General features: G+C 37.9%; 15 protein-coding genes and 1 pseudogene. 7 read left to right on the forward strand and 9 right to left on the reverse strand.

All coding sequences use genetic code 11. The features are described from left to right. Positions 1 to 12 precede the first annotated feature (12 nt). Positions 13 to 513: a QueT transporter family protein gene (locus ACYQ35_RS00490; RefSeq protein WP_009462483.1), complete on the forward strand. Its 501-nt coding sequence runs from the start codon at positions 13 to 15 to the stop codon at positions 511 to 513. 41 nt (positions 514 to 554) lie between these two features. Here the strand turns inward: ACYQ35_RS00490 and ACYQ35_RS00495 are convergent, their stop codons facing one another. The 4 genes from ACYQ35_RS00495 to ACYQ35_RS00510 all read right to left on the reverse strand — a co-directional run bounded on the left by ACYQ35_RS00495 (position 555) and on the right by ACYQ35_RS00510 (position 7,577). Further along, entirely contained in the window at positions 555 to 3,062 is a 2,508-nt protein-coding gene (locus tag ACYQ35_RS00495) for a cysteine peptidase family C39 domain-containing protein (RefSeq protein ID WP_459829083.1), read from the reverse strand. Beyond that, on the reverse strand, positions 3,063 to 4,214 hold the full coding sequence (locus ACYQ35_RS00500) for a class I SAM-dependent methyltransferase (RefSeq protein ID WP_459829086.1): 1,152 nt from the start codon (positions 4,212 to 4,214) through the stop codon (positions 3,063 to 3,065). It lies immediately after the preceding gene. 108 nt (positions 4,215 to 4,322) lie between these two features. Then, positions 4,323 to 6,866, reverse strand: a complete 2,544-nt coding sequence (locus ACYQ35_RS00505) for a sensor histidine kinase (protein WP_459829089.1) — start codon at positions 6,864 to 6,866, stop codon at positions 4,323 to 4,325. 12 nt (positions 6,867 to 6,878) lie between these two features. Beyond that, the gene (locus tag ACYQ35_RS00510) at positions 6,879 to 7,577 is read right to left on the reverse strand and encodes a response regulator transcription factor (protein ID WP_009462487.1); all 699 of its coding nucleotides are present in this window, start codon (positions 7,575 to 7,577) and stop codon (positions 6,879 to 6,881) included. Between the two features lie 160 nt (positions 7,578 to 7,737). Between ACYQ35_RS00510 and ACYQ35_RS00515 the strand changes: the two genes are divergently transcribed. From ACYQ35_RS00515 to ACYQ35_RS00530, 4 genes are read left to right on the forward strand one after another with little or no spacing between them, the layout of a single operon-like run. Beyond that, on the forward strand, positions 7,738 to 9,108 hold the full coding sequence (locus ACYQ35_RS00515) for a citrate/2-methylcitrate synthase (protein WP_459829092.1): 1,371 nt from the start codon (positions 7,738 to 7,740) through the stop codon (positions 9,106 to 9,108). A gap of 5 nt (positions 9,109 to 9,113) precedes the next feature. Then, entirely contained in the window at positions 9,114 to 10,052 is a 939-nt protein-coding gene (locus tag ACYQ35_RS00520) for an alpha/beta fold hydrolase (protein WP_009462489.1), read from the forward strand. 54 nt (positions 10,053 to 10,106) lie between these two features. Next, on the forward strand, positions 10,107 to 10,985 hold the full coding sequence (gene rsmA, locus ACYQ35_RS00525; protein ID WP_459829096.1) for a 16S rRNA (adenine(1518)-N(6)/adenine(1519)-N(6))-dimethyltransferase RsmA: 879 nt from the start codon (positions 10,107 to 10,109) through the stop codon (positions 10,983 to 10,985). Between the two features lie 27 nt (positions 10,986 to 11,012). After that, entirely contained in the window at positions 11,013 to 11,693 is a 681-nt protein-coding gene (locus ACYQ35_RS00530) for a TIGR00266 family protein (protein ID WP_459829099.1), read from the forward strand. Positions 11,694 to 12,141: 448 nt separating this feature from the next. Here ACYQ35_RS00530 and ACYQ35_RS00535 read toward each other — a convergent pair whose 3' ends face one another. The 3 genes from ACYQ35_RS00535 to ACYQ35_RS00545 all read right to left on the reverse strand — a co-directional run bounded on the left by ACYQ35_RS00535 (position 12,142) and on the right by ACYQ35_RS00545 (position 15,101). Then, positions 12,142 to 13,887, reverse strand: a complete 1,746-nt coding sequence (locus tag ACYQ35_RS00535; RefSeq protein ID WP_459829102.1) for a DUF885 domain-containing protein — start codon at positions 13,885 to 13,887, stop codon at positions 12,142 to 12,144. A gap of 64 nt (positions 13,888 to 13,951) precedes the next feature. Further along, positions 13,952 to 14,422, reverse strand: a complete 471-nt coding sequence (locus tag ACYQ35_RS00540) for a hypothetical protein (RefSeq protein ID WP_459829105.1) — start codon at positions 14,420 to 14,422, stop codon at positions 13,952 to 13,954. Beyond that, positions 14,409 to 15,101 (reverse strand): hypothetical protein, encoded by a 693-nt coding sequence (locus tag ACYQ35_RS00545; RefSeq protein ID WP_459829108.1) that lies wholly within the window; start codon positions 15,099 to 15,101, stop codon positions 14,409 to 14,411. The genes ACYQ35_RS00540 and ACYQ35_RS00545 overlap by 14 nt, the downstream gene beginning before the upstream one ends. Before the next feature lie 425 nt (positions 15,102 to 15,526). Between ACYQ35_RS00545 and metG the strand changes: the two genes are divergently transcribed. Further along, the gene (gene metG / locus ACYQ35_RS00550; RefSeq protein ID WP_459829117.1) at positions 15,527 to 17,488 is read left to right on the forward strand and encodes a methionine--tRNA ligase; all 1,962 of its coding nucleotides are present in this window, start codon (positions 15,527 to 15,529) and stop codon (positions 17,486 to 17,488) included. Between the two features lie 330 nt (positions 17,489 to 17,818). Then, the gene (locus tag ACYQ35_RS00555) at positions 17,819 to 18,598 is read left to right on the forward strand and encodes a TatD family hydrolase (protein ID WP_009462498.1); all 780 of its coding nucleotides are present in this window, start codon (positions 17,819 to 17,821) and stop codon (positions 18,596 to 18,598) included. Between the two features lie 580 nt (positions 18,599 to 19,178). Here ACYQ35_RS00555 and ACYQ35_RS00560 read toward each other — a convergent pair. After that, positions 19,179 to 19,439: a hypothetical protein gene (locus ACYQ35_RS00560; RefSeq protein WP_009462499.1), complete on the reverse strand. Its 261-nt coding sequence runs from the start codon at positions 19,437 to 19,439 to the stop codon at positions 19,179 to 19,181. 44 nt (positions 19,440 to 19,483) lie between these two features. Then, positions 19,484 to 19,573 (reverse strand): annotated as a pseudogene (locus tag ACYQ35_RS00565) (helix-turn-helix domain-containing protein); the annotation flags it as partial. Positions 19,574 to 19,594: the final 21 nt, after the last annotated feature.

A 19,594-nucleotide genomic window follows, 5' to 3' on the forward strand; every position in this document is an offset into this window, starting at 1 on the left:
GGAGAATTGAATATGAAAAACCAGAAAGTAACATTTTTGACACAGGCGGCAATGATTGCCGCAATCTATGTGGTGTTGACTGTAGTGTTCGCACCATTCGGCTTTGGAGAAGTTCAGGTCAGGATAGCCGAATCCCTCACCATTCTTCCATTTTTTACACCGGCAGCCATTCCGGGATTGTTTATCGGTTGTCTGATTGGAAATATATTAGGTGGCGCAATCATTCCTGATATTATTTTCGGAAGTTTAGCAACTCTTGTCGCAGCCTGCTTTACTTATGCTCTGCGCAAAAAGAGTTCGTTGTTCGCTCCACTTCCGCCAATCATTGCCAACACTATTGTTGTACCATTTGTTTTGGCATACGGATATGGAGTACCGCTTCCGATTCCATTTATGATGCTTACGGTGGGAATCGGAGAAATTATTTCCTGCGGTGTACTTGGAATGATTGTGTTAAAGGCACTTTCCAAATACGAATATGTTATTTTTAAAAATAAAAAAACTGTTTCTTAACGTAAACGGCGCCATGTGATATACTCACATGACGCCCTTTTTTATTTTACATATCCGAAGAAAGTTCCCTGACTTCCCTTTGCCATATTTTCTATTACAGATATTGCCTCTGTCGGTTTTTTAGACGTACTTGGATTTAGATAAGTAATCATCTTATCATCATATCCCACTAATAAAATAGCACTGTCTGTTCCTGTCATTGCAATAACCGGAGTTCCTTTTCCGATAATGTAACATAACTGTTCTACGGTGCAGCCGCTTAAGTCAACCGCTTCTCCGCCTGAATATTTATTTAAAATATCCATCACGGATTTTCCGTCCTGCATCTCTTTTGCCACATTCACTTTTTTCCCTTTATACTCCAGCAACTGTCTTAGACAAGCCTGAAGGGAAGTTTCGCCCTGTTGCACTGAAAATGCAGATGTATTTTCTATATTATATCTAAGTTGTCTGTTCCCTCTCTCCCAGACTTTTGTCTGATGCGAAGTAACTACTACTCCTCTTACCTCATCTGCTTTTAGAATGGCTGCTCCTGCCGTCTTATAAATTCCCTGCAGTTTTCCCCGTCCATACACATAATAGCAGTTTTCTTCATCTGCCAGATTAAATTCAATCACTATCGGCTTTCCTTTTGCCAACTGCTTTTGCACAAGCCTTTTTGGTTTTGTTTCTGATGAGGCTTTTTTATCCTCCAGTCTTGTTACCGTTCCTTTTGTTTCCGATGTATATGTTTCAACTGTTACGGACGGTTCTTCCTGTTCTTTATTGTTTGTGATATAGTGCTGCGTAATACCTGCATATGTATCTCCGCTTTTCTGCACCCTCTCCAGCGTAATCATATTATGCTCTGTGTTGGCGCTCACAACATATGACTGATCTTCCTGATATGTTTTTACCACCTTATTTTTTTGATTACGGATTTCTACTTTATACAATGGAATAATCTGATTACCCGATACATTTTTCCCTATATCTTCCTTTTTACCGATTCCATAAACGGCATCTCCCATGACAAATGTGAGCGGACGGATAACTTCTCCTTTTTCTGCTTTTACTTTATATTTTTTTCCGGTCTGCAAATTTTGAATTGTCATCTCCGTTGCTTCGGTCAGTTTTCCGTCGGACTGATAAGCAATATATTTTCCGTCATTGGAAACGACGTACTGTCCTTCTTCCAAATTTTTTACCAACACGGAACGTTTTTGTGTCTCCAAATTTATTTCGTATAGCGTTCCCTCAAACATTGCATATAGTTTGTTTTCTTCTTCGCTGTAATAGGCGAGTTGGATCAAATCTTCTGCCGCTATCTCTCCCGATTTTTCGCTCGGGATAAACGCCTTTTCTTCCACATAGTTTTTCTCACTGTTAAAATAGTATATGCCCGCACCGACTTTTCCCTCATGCATTCCGCGATTCATATAGCCACATACGACAAATGTTGTGTTTCCTTTATTATCCATAGAAACCAACTCAATTTCATGGTTATCATTTCTGCTGCGAATATCATCTTCCTCACCGTCAGCAAAACTAAATACAAGTGAAATCTCATTTTTTTCTTTATTATAGTTCCACACTTCTCTCTCCTGTACAAAAGAGATAATGTTTTCTTTTTCATTTACCATATATGGAATTTCTTCGCCGGCAATTCCAAGTTCAACCCCTTTTGCGGAGAAATCACTCTCGTCACCCGAAAAAACTTCGTTCATCGTACGCTCATAGTCTTCCAGTGAACCTTTTCCTTTGAGGAAACGGACTTTGAAAAATTCCGTCACATTATATAAGTCTTCAGAATCTCCTTCCCCTTTACATTTCACCTGAGATTTTAAATAAATAGAAGTGTACGTCTCCGTACTTTCCTTAATCTGCCATACAACATCTCCGACTATTTCAGGATTAAGCCCGCTCCAGCCGATCTGTTTTATGTCAGAATTTAAAGTTACTTTCTGGATAGAACTAGGATTCGGATTACTTCCACGCTCCAATCTCGGTTTTAATGCATTTACCTGATCCGCATCGAATGTTTTTTTGTGAAAATCGTCTGCAAACTCCAAACACTGCTGCACATGAAATTCTGTCGCCTTCAACACACGGGTATAATAATAAACATCTTGCCCGCTATCCAGCGTTAATTTCATCTTCAATACTTTTTCTTCCCCATCGGAAATCGTATCTCCAAGTTCTATATTAACGGTATCTTTTACTTTCTTTATCGTTTCCTGCTTAATACTTTCTTTTCCGTCCAAAGTACATATCTCATAAGTAAATGATTTAATTTTTCCGGAATATCCCTGTATGTCCGCCTTTATTGTTGTTCCGACAGAAATAGGCAAAACCATATCCCTGACCGATGTAATTTCCATACTGTCCGTATAGCCGTAAAGAGAATTGATTTTATACTCTCCTTCCTGAAAAGAAACAATCGGAAGAGTTGCTCCTCCCATCTCCTCTGTCTTATCTGATGTTCCCCTATTGAGAATCATGCCTAAAATAACGGCCGCCGCAATGACAATAACAGCCGCCACGCTCCCTATTATTATCTTTTTTTTCATTTATACTTCCCCTTTGTTATCTAATAGTTTCTTTAATGTCAGCGAAAGATTTAACTGCTGCTCACAGTCAGCAATTCTATCTGCATTTTTTCCTTTCTTTCCTGTCTTTATGGCACGGATTAAAATATTTTTCGGCGTATGCTCCATATCAATGAATTCCAAAATCTGTGACTCATATCCTTCCCGTTCAAGATACTCTGCCTGCAGGGCGTCCGTTACTAAAGCGGAAATTCTTTCCTTAATTAAGCCGTATTTTAAAATCGGCTCTAACGTTTCATTTTTTATCTGATTGTTCGCCTCATGCTGACAACATGGAACGGATAAAATGACTTTTGCATTCCAGCCCACTGCTTTTGCCAGCGCATAATCCGTGGCCGTATCGCAGGCGTGAAGTGTCACAACCATGTCAACTTCTTCCACACCTGTGTAATCTGCAATATTCCCTTCCAAAAACTTCAATTTCTCATAACCGTATTTCTCACTCAACTCATTGCAGTGACGAATAACTTCTTTTTTCAAATCCAATCCGACAATTCGTACATCGTATTGTTTTAACTCATGCAAATAATAGTACATTGCAAAGGTAAGATAAGATTTTCCACACCCGAAGTCCAAAATGGTAATCTCTCTGTCCTTATCTAACTGTGGTAAAACATCTTCAATAAATTCCAAAAAACGGTTTATTTGTCTGAACTTATCAAAACGTGTTCTGACAATTTTCCCTTCCTGTGTCATCACTCCCAAATCACACAGAAACGGAACCCTTTTTCCCTCTTCCAAAATATATTTCTTGGAACGGTTATGAGATAAATCAACCTGTTTTGTGCAGCCCGGCTGCTTCTTCTTCTTAACGGTTACTTTTCCCTTCTTGCTGACTAAAACCGTATACTGACTTTGTTTTGTTTCTAATTGCATCTGTTTGAACTGCTCCATCATTTCTGCAAGATATGAAACAGCCTCTTCTCTCACATAATTTCTGTGAAACGCCTGATTGTTTTCAAATATTTCGCACTGAAATAAAAGTTCTTCCTTCACCATAACCGGACGGACTTTTATCTTCATAATCCCACCCTTCTTCTTAGGGTTACTGATTGTTGCCTGTATAAAATCTATATGTAAACTCTCTTCTAAAATTCTTCTGATTTCTTCCATAAATACCTCTTTAAATTTTAATCACATAATATTGTAATGCGTATCTCTCCCAAACGCAAGAAAGACAAGGAATATTTTATAATTCCTTGCCTTTTCTTTATAGTTTCGTTACATTTCACCCTCTTTTGTAACAGTTGACTGCATTTGAGGGAATGTAATTGTAACTTTAAATAAATCTCCGTCAATATAAATTTTGAATTTTCCACCCTGCATTTCCGTAAGGTTTTTTGCGATGGAAAGTCCAAGTCCGCTTCCTTCCGTACTTCTTGAAACATCTCCGCGGATAAATCTCTCCGTCAGCTCATCTGCCGTAATATTTAACGGATATTCAGAAACATTTTTCAAAGAAAGAACAACGATTTTACCGTTCGCCACCATATCCACATAAAGTCTTGTGGAAGGCATTGCGTATTTTGCTGCATTGTTGTAAATATTTTCAATTACCCTCCACATACGACGCCCGTCTACACGCACGATAACCGGCTCCTCCGGAATATTTACTACCGCCTGCAAATCCTTTTTCTCGAATTTCTCTGTAAACTCTCCCGTAGTCTGATGTATCATTTCAACAAGGTTTAAGTTAATAAACTCTAAGTTTATATTCCCCGAACTGATTTTTGACGCCTCGACAACATCTTCGGTCAATGTTTTCAGTCTCTGAGATTTTGCATCTAAAATATCTAAATATCTCTGTATTTTCGGATCATCAAATTTCTCCTGCTTCAGCAAGCCTACATAATTAATAATGGAAGTAAGCGGTGTCTTAATATCATGAGATACATTTGTAATCAAATCTGTTTTCAGTCTTTCGTCCTTCAAACTTTTCTCGACCGCATTTTGAATACCCTCACCGATCCGATTGACCTGCATTGCCATCTCCTGATTGTCTTTTGAAAGTTTCGCTGAAGAAATCTTATATTTCGCATCTCCGTTTGCAATGCGGGTAATTCCTTTTTTTATTTTTTCTTTCTCGATGTTACTCTTTGCTATTCTGATTACCACATACACATCAGCCGCAATTCCAAGAAGAATAAAGAACCCGGAATTTGATGTCATCAGCAGATTTAAAATGAGCATTCCACTTCCGATGAACACAATTTTTGTAATGCTGCTGCGATTTTTATAAATATAGGCAACTGACTGTAAAAACCATTTACAAATACTGTTTTTCCATAAATTTCTCGCCTTAATTCTTCTGACGAAACTTAAGTAGGCGACAAGGAATAATAATCCTGCTGCAAATGTGCCCGCGCCAATCCCCATAAATGCCGCAATGCTAATTCTTCCGTTTCGCAACGATTCCATATACCCTGATTCCGCATAGTTATTTATCTGATACAGATAATATTCTATTGCCATGATGACTTCCGTCACAAGCGGCGCACCTAAACAGCCAATCAGACATAACCAGATTTCTGTTTTCCATTTATCAAATCGAGTGAGCGCCAGTTCTTCCTGTTGATTGGAACGTCCCGCAACTGCCGTAAGCCAGATGACTGAAAGCAGTAAAATAAGAGCTGCTCCCGCTCCAATTACAATGGCGCTGTCTACGTACGGAGCATATCTTTCATAAGATTCCGCCCAGTTATAAAAAGAATCCTGAATCGGATAGTCTGTATCTACGGAAATAATCAATCGGAAATTCTCCGGATAATTCAAACTTGACTGTACCATATGCTGCCAATCCGATAATGCCACACCGTCTTTCGCCATATTTGTGGAACAATCCGCAAGTTTTGGAGCGACTACAACGTATTTATCCATTTCCTGCATATTAGGCAATCCGTTTCCAACATTTTCCCATGTAGCCTCCTGATTTGACTCCAGTTGTTTTGTGTCATAATTCACATAAAGATAGGACAAGTTTGTATTTCCCTGTGCAAAATAAGATTTATAGGAATCATATACTTCCTTCAAAGAGGCAACTCTCGTTTTCATTGCGTCTAACGCTTCCTGCATCTGTTCCAGAGAACCGTTAAATATCTCAGAGTTATTCGCCAACTCTACCATTGTTTTTCCCGCTGTTGTTTTTATGGTCGCATCAAACGGCTCATTATAAAACCATACTTCTCTATAAATCGTATTACCGTCTTTATCCAGTACTTTACCAGACGGAAGATATATTCCCTCTTCCATTGATTTCAATGCTGCTTCCTGCTGCTTCTTTGTTTCCGCCTCATTTGAAAACAGATATTCATTTTGTCTTGATGCATGGATAAATTCCGAAAATTCCATGTAGTGGTATGTTCCGTCTTCCCTTTGTGCGACAACGATTTCGTTTTGACCGCTATCTAACCTGTCTAATAAGTCTTGCAGCCGAAAACTAAATTCACCCTCGCCCTTTTTTAGTTCACCTGTATTTTTAAGGTCTTCCACTGTGACAGCCTGTGTTAAGTCTTCTTTTCCGTCTTTTTCGAGGAGATTTTTGCTCTCCAAAAATCTGAGCAGTTCTCCGGTTTCATTCCATACCTGTTTGGAAAATCCTCTTGCATCTTCATAATGTTTCTCTGTCTTTTTTGTAAACAGTTCCTCATAATTCTGTCCCGGATAAACTAATCCGATTGACAGACAAATACTCAGCACCGTAACGGATATTCCTGCCAGCAATATTAAAATTCCTTTACAAAAGGCTGATTTATACCATTTCTTCATAAATACCCCTTTCTAAAGTTTTTCTATCTTATATCCAACTCCCCATACTACTTTTAAATATCTCGGTTCTTTCGGATTGATTTCAATCTTCTCCCGGATATGTCGAATATGAACCGCAACCGTATTATCTGCCCCAATCGCGTCCTCATTCCAAATACTTTCATATATCTGGTCAATAGAAAAAACTTTTCCCTGATTTTTCATTAATAATAATAAAATATTATATTCGATAGGAGTAAGTTTCACAGGCTCTCCGTCCACGGTTACTTCCTTTAAATCGTCATCAATGGAAAGTCCTCCTACCGTATACACCGTATTGTTATTCTGTACAACAGTGCTTCCAAGTTTTGTGTATCTTCTCAACTGTGATTTTACCCTCGCCACCAACTCAAGCGGATTGAAAGGTTTCGTCACATAATCATCTGCGCCTACATTCAGTCCTAAAATCTTATCCGCATCTTCTGATTTTGCGGATAAAATAATAATCGGCAAACTGTTTTCCTCACGTATTTTCAGTGTCGCCCGAATGCCGTCAAGTCTTGGCATCATTACATCTATCACTAATAAATCTACTTTTTCTTCTCTTTTTAATACTTTCAATGCCTCTTCGCCGTCATAAGCTTTCAGCACGTTGTATCCTTCCTGTCTTAAGTAAATTTCAATTGCCTCTACAATTTCTTTGTCATCATCACATACTAAAATATTAAACATTTTCATCACCTCCCTTGTAGTATACAAGATTAACATGGATTTTTTAAGAGCCAGCTTTGAAAATTCTTAAGAAAGTTTAAAATTTGTTCACTTAGGAATTGTATTATAATTCTCAATTTAGTATAATTAAGTAAATTTTTTCAGAGAAAGGAGTTTATGTATGGCGAATTCAATAGACAAAGTATTGTTTGAAATTACCCCGAAAATCCGGCAGTTAGCCGAACTATGCGAACAAAATAACGCTATCGACAAAGAATTATATACAAAATATGAAGTAAAACGAGGACTTCGTGACTTAAACGGAAAAGGTGTTCTCGCAGGTCTTACAAACATTTCCGATGTTTGTGCCAAAAAGGAAGTGGACGGTGTAGAAGTTCCCTGTGAAGGAAATCTGTACTATCGCGGCTACAATATCAAAGACCTTGTTCGAGGATTTTTGGAAGCGGAGCATTTCGGTTTCGAGGAAGCGGCATACCTTCTTTTGTTCGGCAATCTGCCAAATCAACAGGAGTTAAGTGATTTTCACGAGACACTTATCGAAAGAAGAACACTTCCTCCTAACTTCGTCAGAGATGTTATTATGAAAGCGCCGAGCAGAGATATGATGAACAGTCTTTCACGCTCTATTTTAAATCTGTATTCCTACGACGAGAAAGCGGACGACACTTCCATTCCGAATGTCTTGCGCCAGTGTCTGAATCTGATCAGCGAGTTTCCGATGCTTATGGTATACAGTTATCACGCCTACAATTACAGACGCGGAGATGACCTTTTCATTTATGCGCCGTCTCCAAAACTTTCCACGGCGGAAAACATTCTGATGATGCTTCGGGAAGACAAACAGTATACAAAATTTGAGGCGACCGTACTTGACATGGCGCTTGTTTTACATATGGATCACGGTGGTGGTAACAACTCTACATTCACTACACACGTTGTTACTTCTTCCGGAACGGACACTTACTCAACAATTGCGGCAGCGCTTGCTTCTTTAAAAGGTCCGAAACACGGCGGTGCTAACATTAAAGTTTCTCAAATGTTTGACGATATGAAACAGCATATATCTGACTGGGAAGATGAAGATGCCGTTCGTCAGTATTTGAATGATTTATTAGATAAGAAAGCATTTGACCAAAAAGGTCTTATCTATGGTATGGGACATGCTATTTATTCCATTTCTGACCCAAGAGCGGACATTTTCAAAGGATTCGTAAAGCGTCTCGCCATCGAAAAAGGGCGTGAAAAAGAATACAATCTATATGAAATGGTTGAGCGTCTTGCTCCTGAAGTCATCGGTGAGAAACGTAAAATTTACAAAGGTGTTAATGCAAACGTAGACTTTTACAGTGGTCTTGTATACGGTATGCTCGGACTTCCAAAAGAACTGTATACTCCTATTTTCGCTGCTGCACGTATTGTCGGCTGGAGCGCTCACCGCTTAGAAGAGTTAAAAAATGTAGATAAAATTATCCGTCCTGCTTACCGTCCTTTATGCCCTTATCGGGAGTATATAAACATGGAGGACAGATAAGATTCATGAAACAACATTTTTATTATCCGTCACAGGACGGAAAAACAAAAATTCATGCAATCGAATGGATTCCCGAAGGCAGTATTTCCGCCATACTTCAGATTTCTCACGGTATGGTGGAATACATTGAGCGTTACGATGAATTTGCCCGTTTTCTAAATGAACAGGGATATTATGTTGTAGGACACGACCACTTAGGACACGGCAAATCCATACGGTCAAACGAAGATTGGGGATATTTTCATGAGGAAAAAGGAAATGAATATGTAATCGGCGACATACATCGGTTACGCCAAATCACACAGGAAAAGTACCCTGACATTCCTTATTTTCTTCTTGGGCACAGTATGGGTTCTTTTCTCGCAAGACAGTATCTCACCTTACACGGAAACGGGCTTTCCGGAGCAATTATTATGGGAACGGGAAATCAGCCTCTTTTCCTGATAAAATCGGGAAAAATATTGTGCAGACTTATTGCGTTTTTCAGAGGCTGGCGCTATCGAAGCCATTTCATAAACAATATGGCGTTCGGAGGATATAACAAGAAATTTTCTCCCGCCCGCACACCGATGGACTGGCTGAGTCTCAATCCGGAAAACGTGGATAAATATTTAAGTGAGGACTGCTGTACATTTATTTTCACGGTAAACGGTTACTATCATATGTTCAGGGGAATGGAACATCTTGCAAAGAAACAAAACTTTAATCGCATTCCAAAAAATCTTCCTGTATTTTTCGTGGCGGGGCAAGACGATCCCGTGGGTGATTTTGGGAAAGGTGTTGCGTCTGTCTGTCAAAAATACAAAGACGGCGGTATAAAAGACGTTTCCCTAAAACTTTATAAAGATGACCGTCATGAAATTTTAAATGAAACTGACCGGGAAACCGTCTATGAGGACATTTATCAATGGCTTGAAACAAAGCGAATTTCCTGCACACAGTAAGGTTATGATATGCTATACTGGTAACAAGATAAAAATGTTAGGAGATAGAAATTTATGAATACGCCCAAATGTACTTTAGGCAATCCACAAAATACAATAGAAATATTGCAGAAATATCAATTTTCTTTTCAGAAGAAATTTGGACAGAATTTTTTGATCGATACTCATGTTTTGGATAAAATCATCTCTTCCGCCGAGATTACAAAAGACGATTTTGTATTGGAAATCGGACCGGGCATCGGGACAATGACACAGTATCTCGCCTCTGCGGCAAGAGAAGTTGTCGCTGTTGAAATCGACAAGGCGCTTATTCCGATCTTATCCGATACCTTGAGCGGATTTGATAATGTTACCATTATCAACAATGACGTATTAAAAGTAGATATAGGTGCTTTGGCACAGGAACATAACAACGGCAGACCGATCAAAGTCGTTGCAAATCTTCCATATTATATTACAACACCGATTATTATGGGATTATTTGAGAGCAACGTACCAATTGAGAGTATTACGGTTATGGTACAAAAAGAAGTTGCAGAACGTATGCAGGTCGGACCGGGAACAAAAGATTACGGTGCATTATCGCTGGCCGTACAATATTACGCGAAACCATACATTGTCGCAAATGTTCCGCCCAACTGTTTTATGCCAAGACCTAAAGTTGTCTCAGCGGTTATCCGTCTGGAACGACACAAAGAACCTCCGATTTCCGTTGTGGACGAAAAGTTAATGTTTAAAATTATACGCGCGTCCTTTAACCAAAGAAGAAAAACATTAGCCAACGGGCTGAATAACTCTCCTGAAATTCATCTGCCAAAAGATGTGATTACAGAGGCGATTGAAGAACTTGGAAAAGGGGCCGGCGTACGCGGAGAAGTTCTGACTTTACAGGAATTCGCCACATTAAGCGATAATATAAGCAAACGATTATAATTTTCATTCCAGAAAGGAGATATGCTTATGCAATACCAAATCAAAGGAGAAACTTTACCGGTTGTTATCTGTCATTTAGAGGCAGGGGAAAAAATGATTACAGAAAAAGGCTCAATGTCTTGGATGTCACCGAATATGCTTATGGAAACAGGCACAAACGGCGGTCTCGGAAAAGCATTCGGCAGAATGTTTTCCGGTGAATCTATGTTCCAAAATACTTACACCTCACAGGGTGGAAACGGAACAATCGCATTTGCTTCCAGTTTTCCGGGTTCTATAAAAGCATTTGAAATCAGTCCGGGAAATGAAATGATTTTCCAGAAAAGCGCCTTTTTGGCAGCCGAAGCAGGCGTACAGCTTTCCGTTCATTTTCAGAAAAAATTAGGTTCCGGTCTGTTCGGCGGAGAAGGATTTATTTTACAGAGAGTATCCGGTCAGGGAACTATGTTCGCTGAATTTGACGGACATGTAATTGAATATGAATTACAACCGGGACAGCAGATTGTTGTGGACACAGGACATTTGGCTGCAATGACGCCTTCCTGCCAAATGGATATTAAAACAATAAAAGGTGTAAAAAATATTGTGTTCGGAGGCGAAGGACTTTTCAATACAATTATTACCGGACCCGGTCGTGTATGGTTACAGACAATGCCGGCAAGCAATGTAGCGGGAGCATTAATTCCATACTTGCCAACAGGAAATTAAATCTTTCATATTTTGTTCAAATTTAAAACACAAAATATACACATTGCTCTTATATACTAAATTCAAAGTTAAGAAAAACTTTTTATAACTTTTCAATTTCTTTTTCATAATCAGCCGACATCTGAGATGTCGGCTTTTCCTCCGTTTATCCCTAATTTTTTTTACACAGCGAAAAAGGTTGGTTTCTACTTTGTAGAAATCCAACCTTTTCGCTGACTAACATCAACATTTTATTTTGGGGTTAACATCTTGATGTTAGTTCATTATTTAAAGGAATGAGAGTAAAGTGTACACCTTAAGTTGTCCTCAAGGTGAAATTTTACTTTATGAGGGGGGGAGATAGTTGTTTATCAACTATCTGACTCTTAGTATAAGGGAAAAATGTGTCTAAAATATGTTCAAGCTATAAAAGAAATAGAAATTTTATTAAGGAAAAATAAAGGAAGTGCTATTTTCCCTGCAAAACATACTTTCTCACTACGGAAAAAGGAGCCGGCCCAATATCCAGTATCTCCTTGTGAAACTGCTTTTGTGAAAAATCTTCCCCTTTTCTTCCTGCCACTTCTTTTTTTAACTCCAGAAATTCAACATATCCTACATAATACTTTAAATAATTTGCCGGAGTGGAAACAATTAGTTCATATATCTCCGCTATCGTTTCTTCTTCACGAATACCGTATTTTGAAAAAAATTTAACCGTATCCTGAAGAGACCAGCCGTCATAATGAATTCCAATGTCCGCCCGCGCATACAGTCCCAACAAAAGTGAATTATTTTTCTGTGCTAAAACTGCCTGTTTTTTCTCCAACGGAGTAAGGTAATAAGAACACATTTCCGCATAAGTTGCCCAGCCTTCCACATATCCTCCGAAATTTAAAAGGCTACGGATAGGACTTGGATTTTGGGAAGCATAATATGTTGTCTGGTACAAATGTCCCGGATACCCCTCATGTGCCAGTGTTGTGTACAAATGTAATTTTTCCATATCATGGGAGCGGTTAATATAAATCACGTTTTTCTCCGTATTGTCAATACACGGAATCAAATAAAATGCAGGACTTAAATAGGACTCCATATCTGTCGGAACAAATTTAATTTCTGTATCCACTTCCGGCGCTGCCGGGAAAACTTTTGTAATTTTTTTCTCCAAATCTTTTAAATAAGACTCCGGTGTATTATCCTGCAAAGAAAAAACAGTTGCTGACGCTTCCGTACTCACTCCTGTCTGACTGATTGCAAGCAAATCTTCCGTCATCTGTTTTTGAATTAAAGATTTCAATTCGGAAATTTTTCGAGAAGAACCGGTTTCTCTTTTCGCTATATATTGATAATACTTTTTCCCATCAGGAAAATGACAGACTCCCGTCATTTTTTCTCCTTTTCCTCTCATGCTTTTTAATTCTCGAATTAATTTCTCATAGGAAGGAAACACATGATTTTGAATCATTTTTTCATTTTCTAAAAGATACTGTTTTCTTTCCTCCTGAGACAAAGAAGAAATCGTTTCAAGCCTGTTCTCAAATGTAGAATAAAGATAATGCCGTTTTCCCTGCGAAACTACAGACTCACATTGTTCTATAACGGAATCTGCAACTTCATCAGAAAGAAAAAGCCCTTTTTCCGCTTTCTCCTTCTCAAAGTCAATAAGCGCGTCAAAATAATCCGGCGTCGCTTCCAGCAACTGCAGATATGTATCTATATCTTCCTCTTTTGTAAATGAATATTCCGCCAACAAAACCGGAAGCTGCGCCTGTATGCCCGTAACTGCATTTAACGGCTCTTCGTAAAGAAGATAGTTACACCCTTCCTTCTGCAACTGTAAATAGGATTCCAATACGTCATATGTCAGTCGGTTTTCTTTGGATAACTTTCTGTACGGAAATTTCTTTAATATGCTTTCACAATTTTCCACGGACGCCATCGCAGATACCTTATCTGTCGAAAAACCGCCGTAAGTAACGGGAGTATTCAACACACCGTACTCTGCCGGATTTTGTAAAGTATAGTGCAGATTAATTGTATTTGCGGAAACCTCCTGCTGAAATAAGGATAATGTAAACTTTTCAAAAGTTTTATTGATGTCAATGGAACTTGGAATAAAATGATTTGCCAACAGCGAAACGGCTAGTAAGACGGCAAGGAGAAATGAAATATGACGTGTTCGGTTCGATTTTTTTGTAAAAGAGAATTTCATAAAATTCACCCTACTTTTTTTACAGTGTATGAAAAAAAGCAAGGTGTTATACTATCGAAATCTATTATTTTACAATTTTTATTTTGAGCAGGTAATCTGCTTTTTTCTCCGCAAATGTTTTTCCACACTCATTTACATTGACCCATTTAAACGAAACATTGTTATCTTTCGTAACATTGACGCAAAAATTCTGCACATTTGATGTTACGCCTTCTAACTTTTCGGGAACAGACATCTCTTTTTTGTTATAATTCGTAACATTTAATGTTACGTTTTCTTCCATACACCAAAAATGTGTCGGCTGGTACTGTGGCAAACTTATTTCAAGTGTTTCATCTTTCGGTAACTTCATTTCTATCTCTTTTTCCGTACCGGACAGTTTATACTCTTTTCCATTGATGAGGACAATATCATGTTTTGGGTAACCTTGTTTGTCTTTCGGGAACTCTGTGTCTTTTTCCTTTTTACAACCGCTTAACAGACATACTGTTAGAACGAGTAAACTGCCGATTAAAATTTTCTTATTCTTTTTCATAACTTCTACCTCCTTCTTTTTGCAATATAATCCAAAAGACGATAAAAAATATAACATAGGTAATCATACTAAGCATTGTAAAAGTTCGGCTATACTGCATTACGCTTTCCATTCCCAACATAATGTTCAAATTGATATTCCCACTTTCTGTTAAAGAATGTATATCTGTGTATGGTGCTAATGCTTGATATTTTGAATAGAAATAAAAGAAAGCAATAGCATAAATCCCTATTGTACCGCCCAATACACCTGCATATTTATTTAAAGATTTATCCCATACAGATTTTCTTTTTTGTAAAATACAAGATAAAAATATCATTATCATGCTTCCAAACAATACTATTCCTATTTCCATTGCAAATGTTAAAAGGATTTGGTTATTTGTTCTCCCTACCATTAGTATAATGATTGCATCTATTCCCATTTTTATACATGAAACAATCATGCCAAAGCCAAGACCATAAAGACCTATTTTAACCATACTTTCATTACTTCTGCTGTCCATTTTCCACGAAACATATAAAGAAGTTGAATAAAGTACCCACAATACAAGCGATAAAATAAAATGCAAATCAAAATGTCCCCACATCATATAAGGTATACCGACCAACCATTTTGAAATTATTCCGAACAATATTGTTGATATGGTTACAATTGTTAAACTTCTTTTCTCTTGCATTTATCATACCTCCTTTATATCCTTATTTCATCATTCCTTTTACCCTTTAAACCCAAATCACTCATAAAAATATTTTTATACCCATATTATACCAATTACGTATATCCGGCACAATAAAAATCAATCTATCCCTGCCTGATTAATCCCGAATCATTGACAAAAAAGCAGGTCTATGTTACGATTTTTACAGATATAACGAAAACGCAGTGACGAAAAGAGTAAGTTTCCGTAAACTTTACAGAGAATTCCCGATATGCTGAGAGGGATAAGTGAAAAGAAACCGAACATGGCTTCTGAGCGGTGTACTGAGCAAATACTGTTTGTAAGGTATAATGGGTTCGCCCTTTACAGCGAGCGGGTATGGATTCGTACCCATCGAGGTTTCTGTCGCGAGACAGAGATAAACAGAAGTGGTAACACGGGTAATGCTCGTCTTCTCTAGGATTTGGAGAAGGCGATTTTTTTCGTTTAAAAACAAAAGGAGAGAGATTATGGAAAACAAAAAATTTTATATGACAACGGCCATTGCCTACACATCAGGCAAGCCACATATTGGAAACACATATGAATTTGTTCTTGCAGATGCAATTGCAAGATACAAAAGAAGTCAGGGATATGATGTATTCTTCCAGACAGGAACGGACGAACACGGACAGAAAATTGAATTAAAAGCGGAAGAAGCAGGCGTATCTCCAAAAGAATTTGTTGACGGCGTTGCCGCTCAGGTAAAAGAAATCGCAGATATGATGAACACTTCTTATGATAAGTTTATCCGTACAACTGATGAGTATCACGAAAAACAGGTACAGAAAATTTTCAAAAAATTATACGATCAGGGAGACATTTACAAAGGACACTACGAAGGAATGTACTGTACGCCTTGCGAATCATTTTTCACGGAATCACAGTTAGTAGACGGAAAATGTCCTGACTGCGGACGTAAAGTACAGCCGGCTCAAGAAGAGGCTTACTTCTTCAAAATGAGTAAATATGCTGACCGTCTTATCGAGCATATCAACACACACCCTGAATTTATTCAGCCGGTATCCCGCAAAAATGAAATGATGAACAACTTCTTATTGCCGGGATTACAGGATTTATGCGTATCAAGAACATCTTTCAAATGGGGGATCCCTGTTGATTTTGATCCCAAACACGTTGTATACGTTTGGCTTGACGCATTAACAAACTATATCACCGGAATCGGATATGACTGTGACGGAGAAAACAACGAGTTCTTCAACAAAAACTGGCCTGCTGATTTACATTTAATCGGAAAAGACATTATCCGTTTCCACACAATCTACTGGCCAATCTTCTTAATGGCATTAGACCTTCCGCTTCCGAAACAGATTTTCGGACACCCATGGTTATTACAGGGCGATGGAAAAATGAGTAAATCTAAAGGAAACGTTATCTATGCGGACGAACTTGTAAATATGTTTGGCGTAGACGCTGTGCGTTACTTCGTTCTTCATGAAATGCCATTTGAAAATGACGGTGTTATCACATGGGAATTAATGGTAGAGCGCATGAACTCAGATTTAGCAAACACATTAGGAAACCTTGTCAACAGAACAATTTCCATGACAAACAAATATTTTGGCGGAAATGTAACAGACAAAGGCGTAACTGAAGAAGTGGACGCTGACTTAAGAGCAATAACAGAAAACACGCCAAAAGCAGTGGACGAAAAAATGGATAAACTCCGTGTGGCAGACGCTATCACTGAAATCTTCAACTTATTCAAACGCTGCAACAAATATATTGACGAAACAATGCCATGGGCTTTAGCAAAAGAAGATGACAAAAAAGACAGACTGGAAACTGTACTTTACAACTTAATCCAGAGCATCTCCGCAGGTGCTGAATTACTCTCTTCTTTCATGCCGGAAACAGCAGAAAAAATCCTTGCACAGTTAAACGGCGGAAATGTAACAGACAAACCGGAAATCTTATTCCAGAGATTAGATTTGGAAGAAGTTATGAAAAAAGTAGAGGAACTTCACCCGCCTGTACAGGAAGAAAAAGAAGATGATGTGATTGACATCGAACCAAAAGAAGAAATCACATTTGATGACTTTATGAAATTGCAATTCCAGGTTGGTGAAATCATTGCCTGCGAAGAAGTCAAAAAGTCAAAGAAATTACTTTGCTCTCAGGTAAAAATCGGAAGTCAGGTAAAACAGATTGTTTCAGGAATCAAGGCACATTATACTGCCGAAGAAATGGTTGGCAAAAAAGTTATGGTACTGGTCAACTTAAAACCTGCCAAATTAGCGGGCGTATTATCTGAAGGTATGTTATTATGTGCAGAAGATGCTGAAGGAAATCTTGCATTAATGACACCGGAGAAAACGATGCCGGCCGGCGCGGAGATTTGTTAATATCGGGGACGTAGTAAAATTGTATTTTACTACGTCCCCGATACAACTTTACCCTGTCCCTTTTCTCAGATAACCCTGTCCCTTTTTTAAGAGAAAATTTTTCTTTACTATAAAAATCCAACATTCTATACCTCATATAGTATTTTAAAAAAAAGAGCAATCACATATGGTATAAAATTATATTCTTGTAGTAAAAGCAGAACCAACGAGTAATTTTTCCACGTATTTCTCAGGAAAACTCAAAAAGGGACAGGGCATTTCTCATTTAGGGACACAGTATTTGTTATTTGGGGACGNNCGTCCCCAAATAACAAATAAAGGAGGATTAACATGATTTTTGATACACACACTCACTATGATGACGAGCAATTTAATGAAGACAGAGAGACACTACTGGCACATCTGCAGGACAACGGCATCGGCACAATCGTAAATGTCGGTGCAAGTTTGCAAGGCTGCCAAAATTCCATTGAACTGGCGGAAAAATATCCTTTTATCTATGCAACCGTAGGTGTTCACCCTGACGAAGTCGGAAGTTTGAACGATGAAACTTTCACATGGCTAAGACAACAGTGTGACCATGAGAAAGTTGTTGCGGTAGGGGAAATCGGTTTAGATTATTACTGGGATAACGAGTCCCGCGATACCCAGAAAAAATGGTTTATCAAACAATTAAATCTTGCAAGAGAAAAAAATCTTCCTGTTGTCATTCACAGCCGTGAAGCCGCACAGGATACTTTGGAAATCATGAAAGAGTATGCAAAAGGCTTAAACGGTATTATCCATTGCTTTTCTTACTCAGTGGAAATGGCAAAGGAATATATAAAAATGGGGTTCTACATCGGTATCGGTGGTGTTGTCACATTCAAGAACAGTAAAAAATTAAAAGAAGTTGTTTCAGAAATTCCCCTTGAACGAATTGTCCTTGAAACAGATTGTCCGTATTTATCCCCTGTTCCAAATAGAGGAAAACGTAACTCATCATTGAACCTTAAATACGTTGTAGAAGAGATTGCCAGTATAAAAGATATCTCACCCGAAGAAGTTATCCGCCAGACAGAAGCAAATGCCTGCCGCATTTATACAAAGTGCGGAAAAAGCATTTCTTAACTCCAAATTAAGAAATTTTCGTTTTCTTTAATGAAACTAACATAGTTTAGACACATTTTTCTTTTATACTAAAGTCAGATAGTTGATAAACAACAACTATCTCCCCCCCCCTCATAAAGTAAAACACATCTTGAAACCAAGATGTCGCACTTTACTCTCATTCCTTTAGATAATAATAAAACGACGAAACCCGTTAGCCGAAAGGTTAACGGGTTTTCGCTGTATATACTCATTATAGATTTGTACCCATTCTTACGTTACTTCTCTTCTATTACTTTACAACTTCTCGAAGGGTGTTTTATCTGATACACATATACACTTTTATCCTCTATATTACATTCAAAACAAGAATATTTTTCTCCATTATTATATTGAATTCCTCTTTCCGGCATTTCTCTTACCGTCCATTGCTTCGACTATTCCTTTTTCAATTCCCTATATATCTGAACAGGTACATACAACAATCTTATTTTTTCTCATAGAAGAAATAATGGCTTTTAATTTGTTCGGGGTATTTTTTAACGCTTCTTTATATTCTGACTTCGAAGATACGCTGTCTCCTCCCCCTTTAGAATTGACATTATTGCAAAATGCAACCTTTTTTCAAATCTTCTTCTATGCCTGTCTGTACATTTAACTGCGTTAGTATCCCCTTAAATCTCCTTTTGAATTTTGTAGCGGATTTTATACTTCTTGCAATATCATTATCACATATTCCTATTTTTCTTAAATTTTCATGGCATTTTACTTCATTCAAAACAATCTTGCGAAACCAAAACTCTTTTTCATTTCCCACATACCCTTCATATTCTCCAAAATTATTATATTCTATTTTAGTCATTTTCTTCCTCTCAATGCCTATAAAAACATACTATAAACGTTTCCTCATTCTTCTATTACTTGAGAACAATCCGGCTGAAAAGCAACGATTTCAGAAATATCACAATTTAAAATATTACATAATGCATTCAATGTATTTGTAGTGGTAAACTAAAT

Source organism: Faecalimonas hominis, assembly GCF_054660755.1.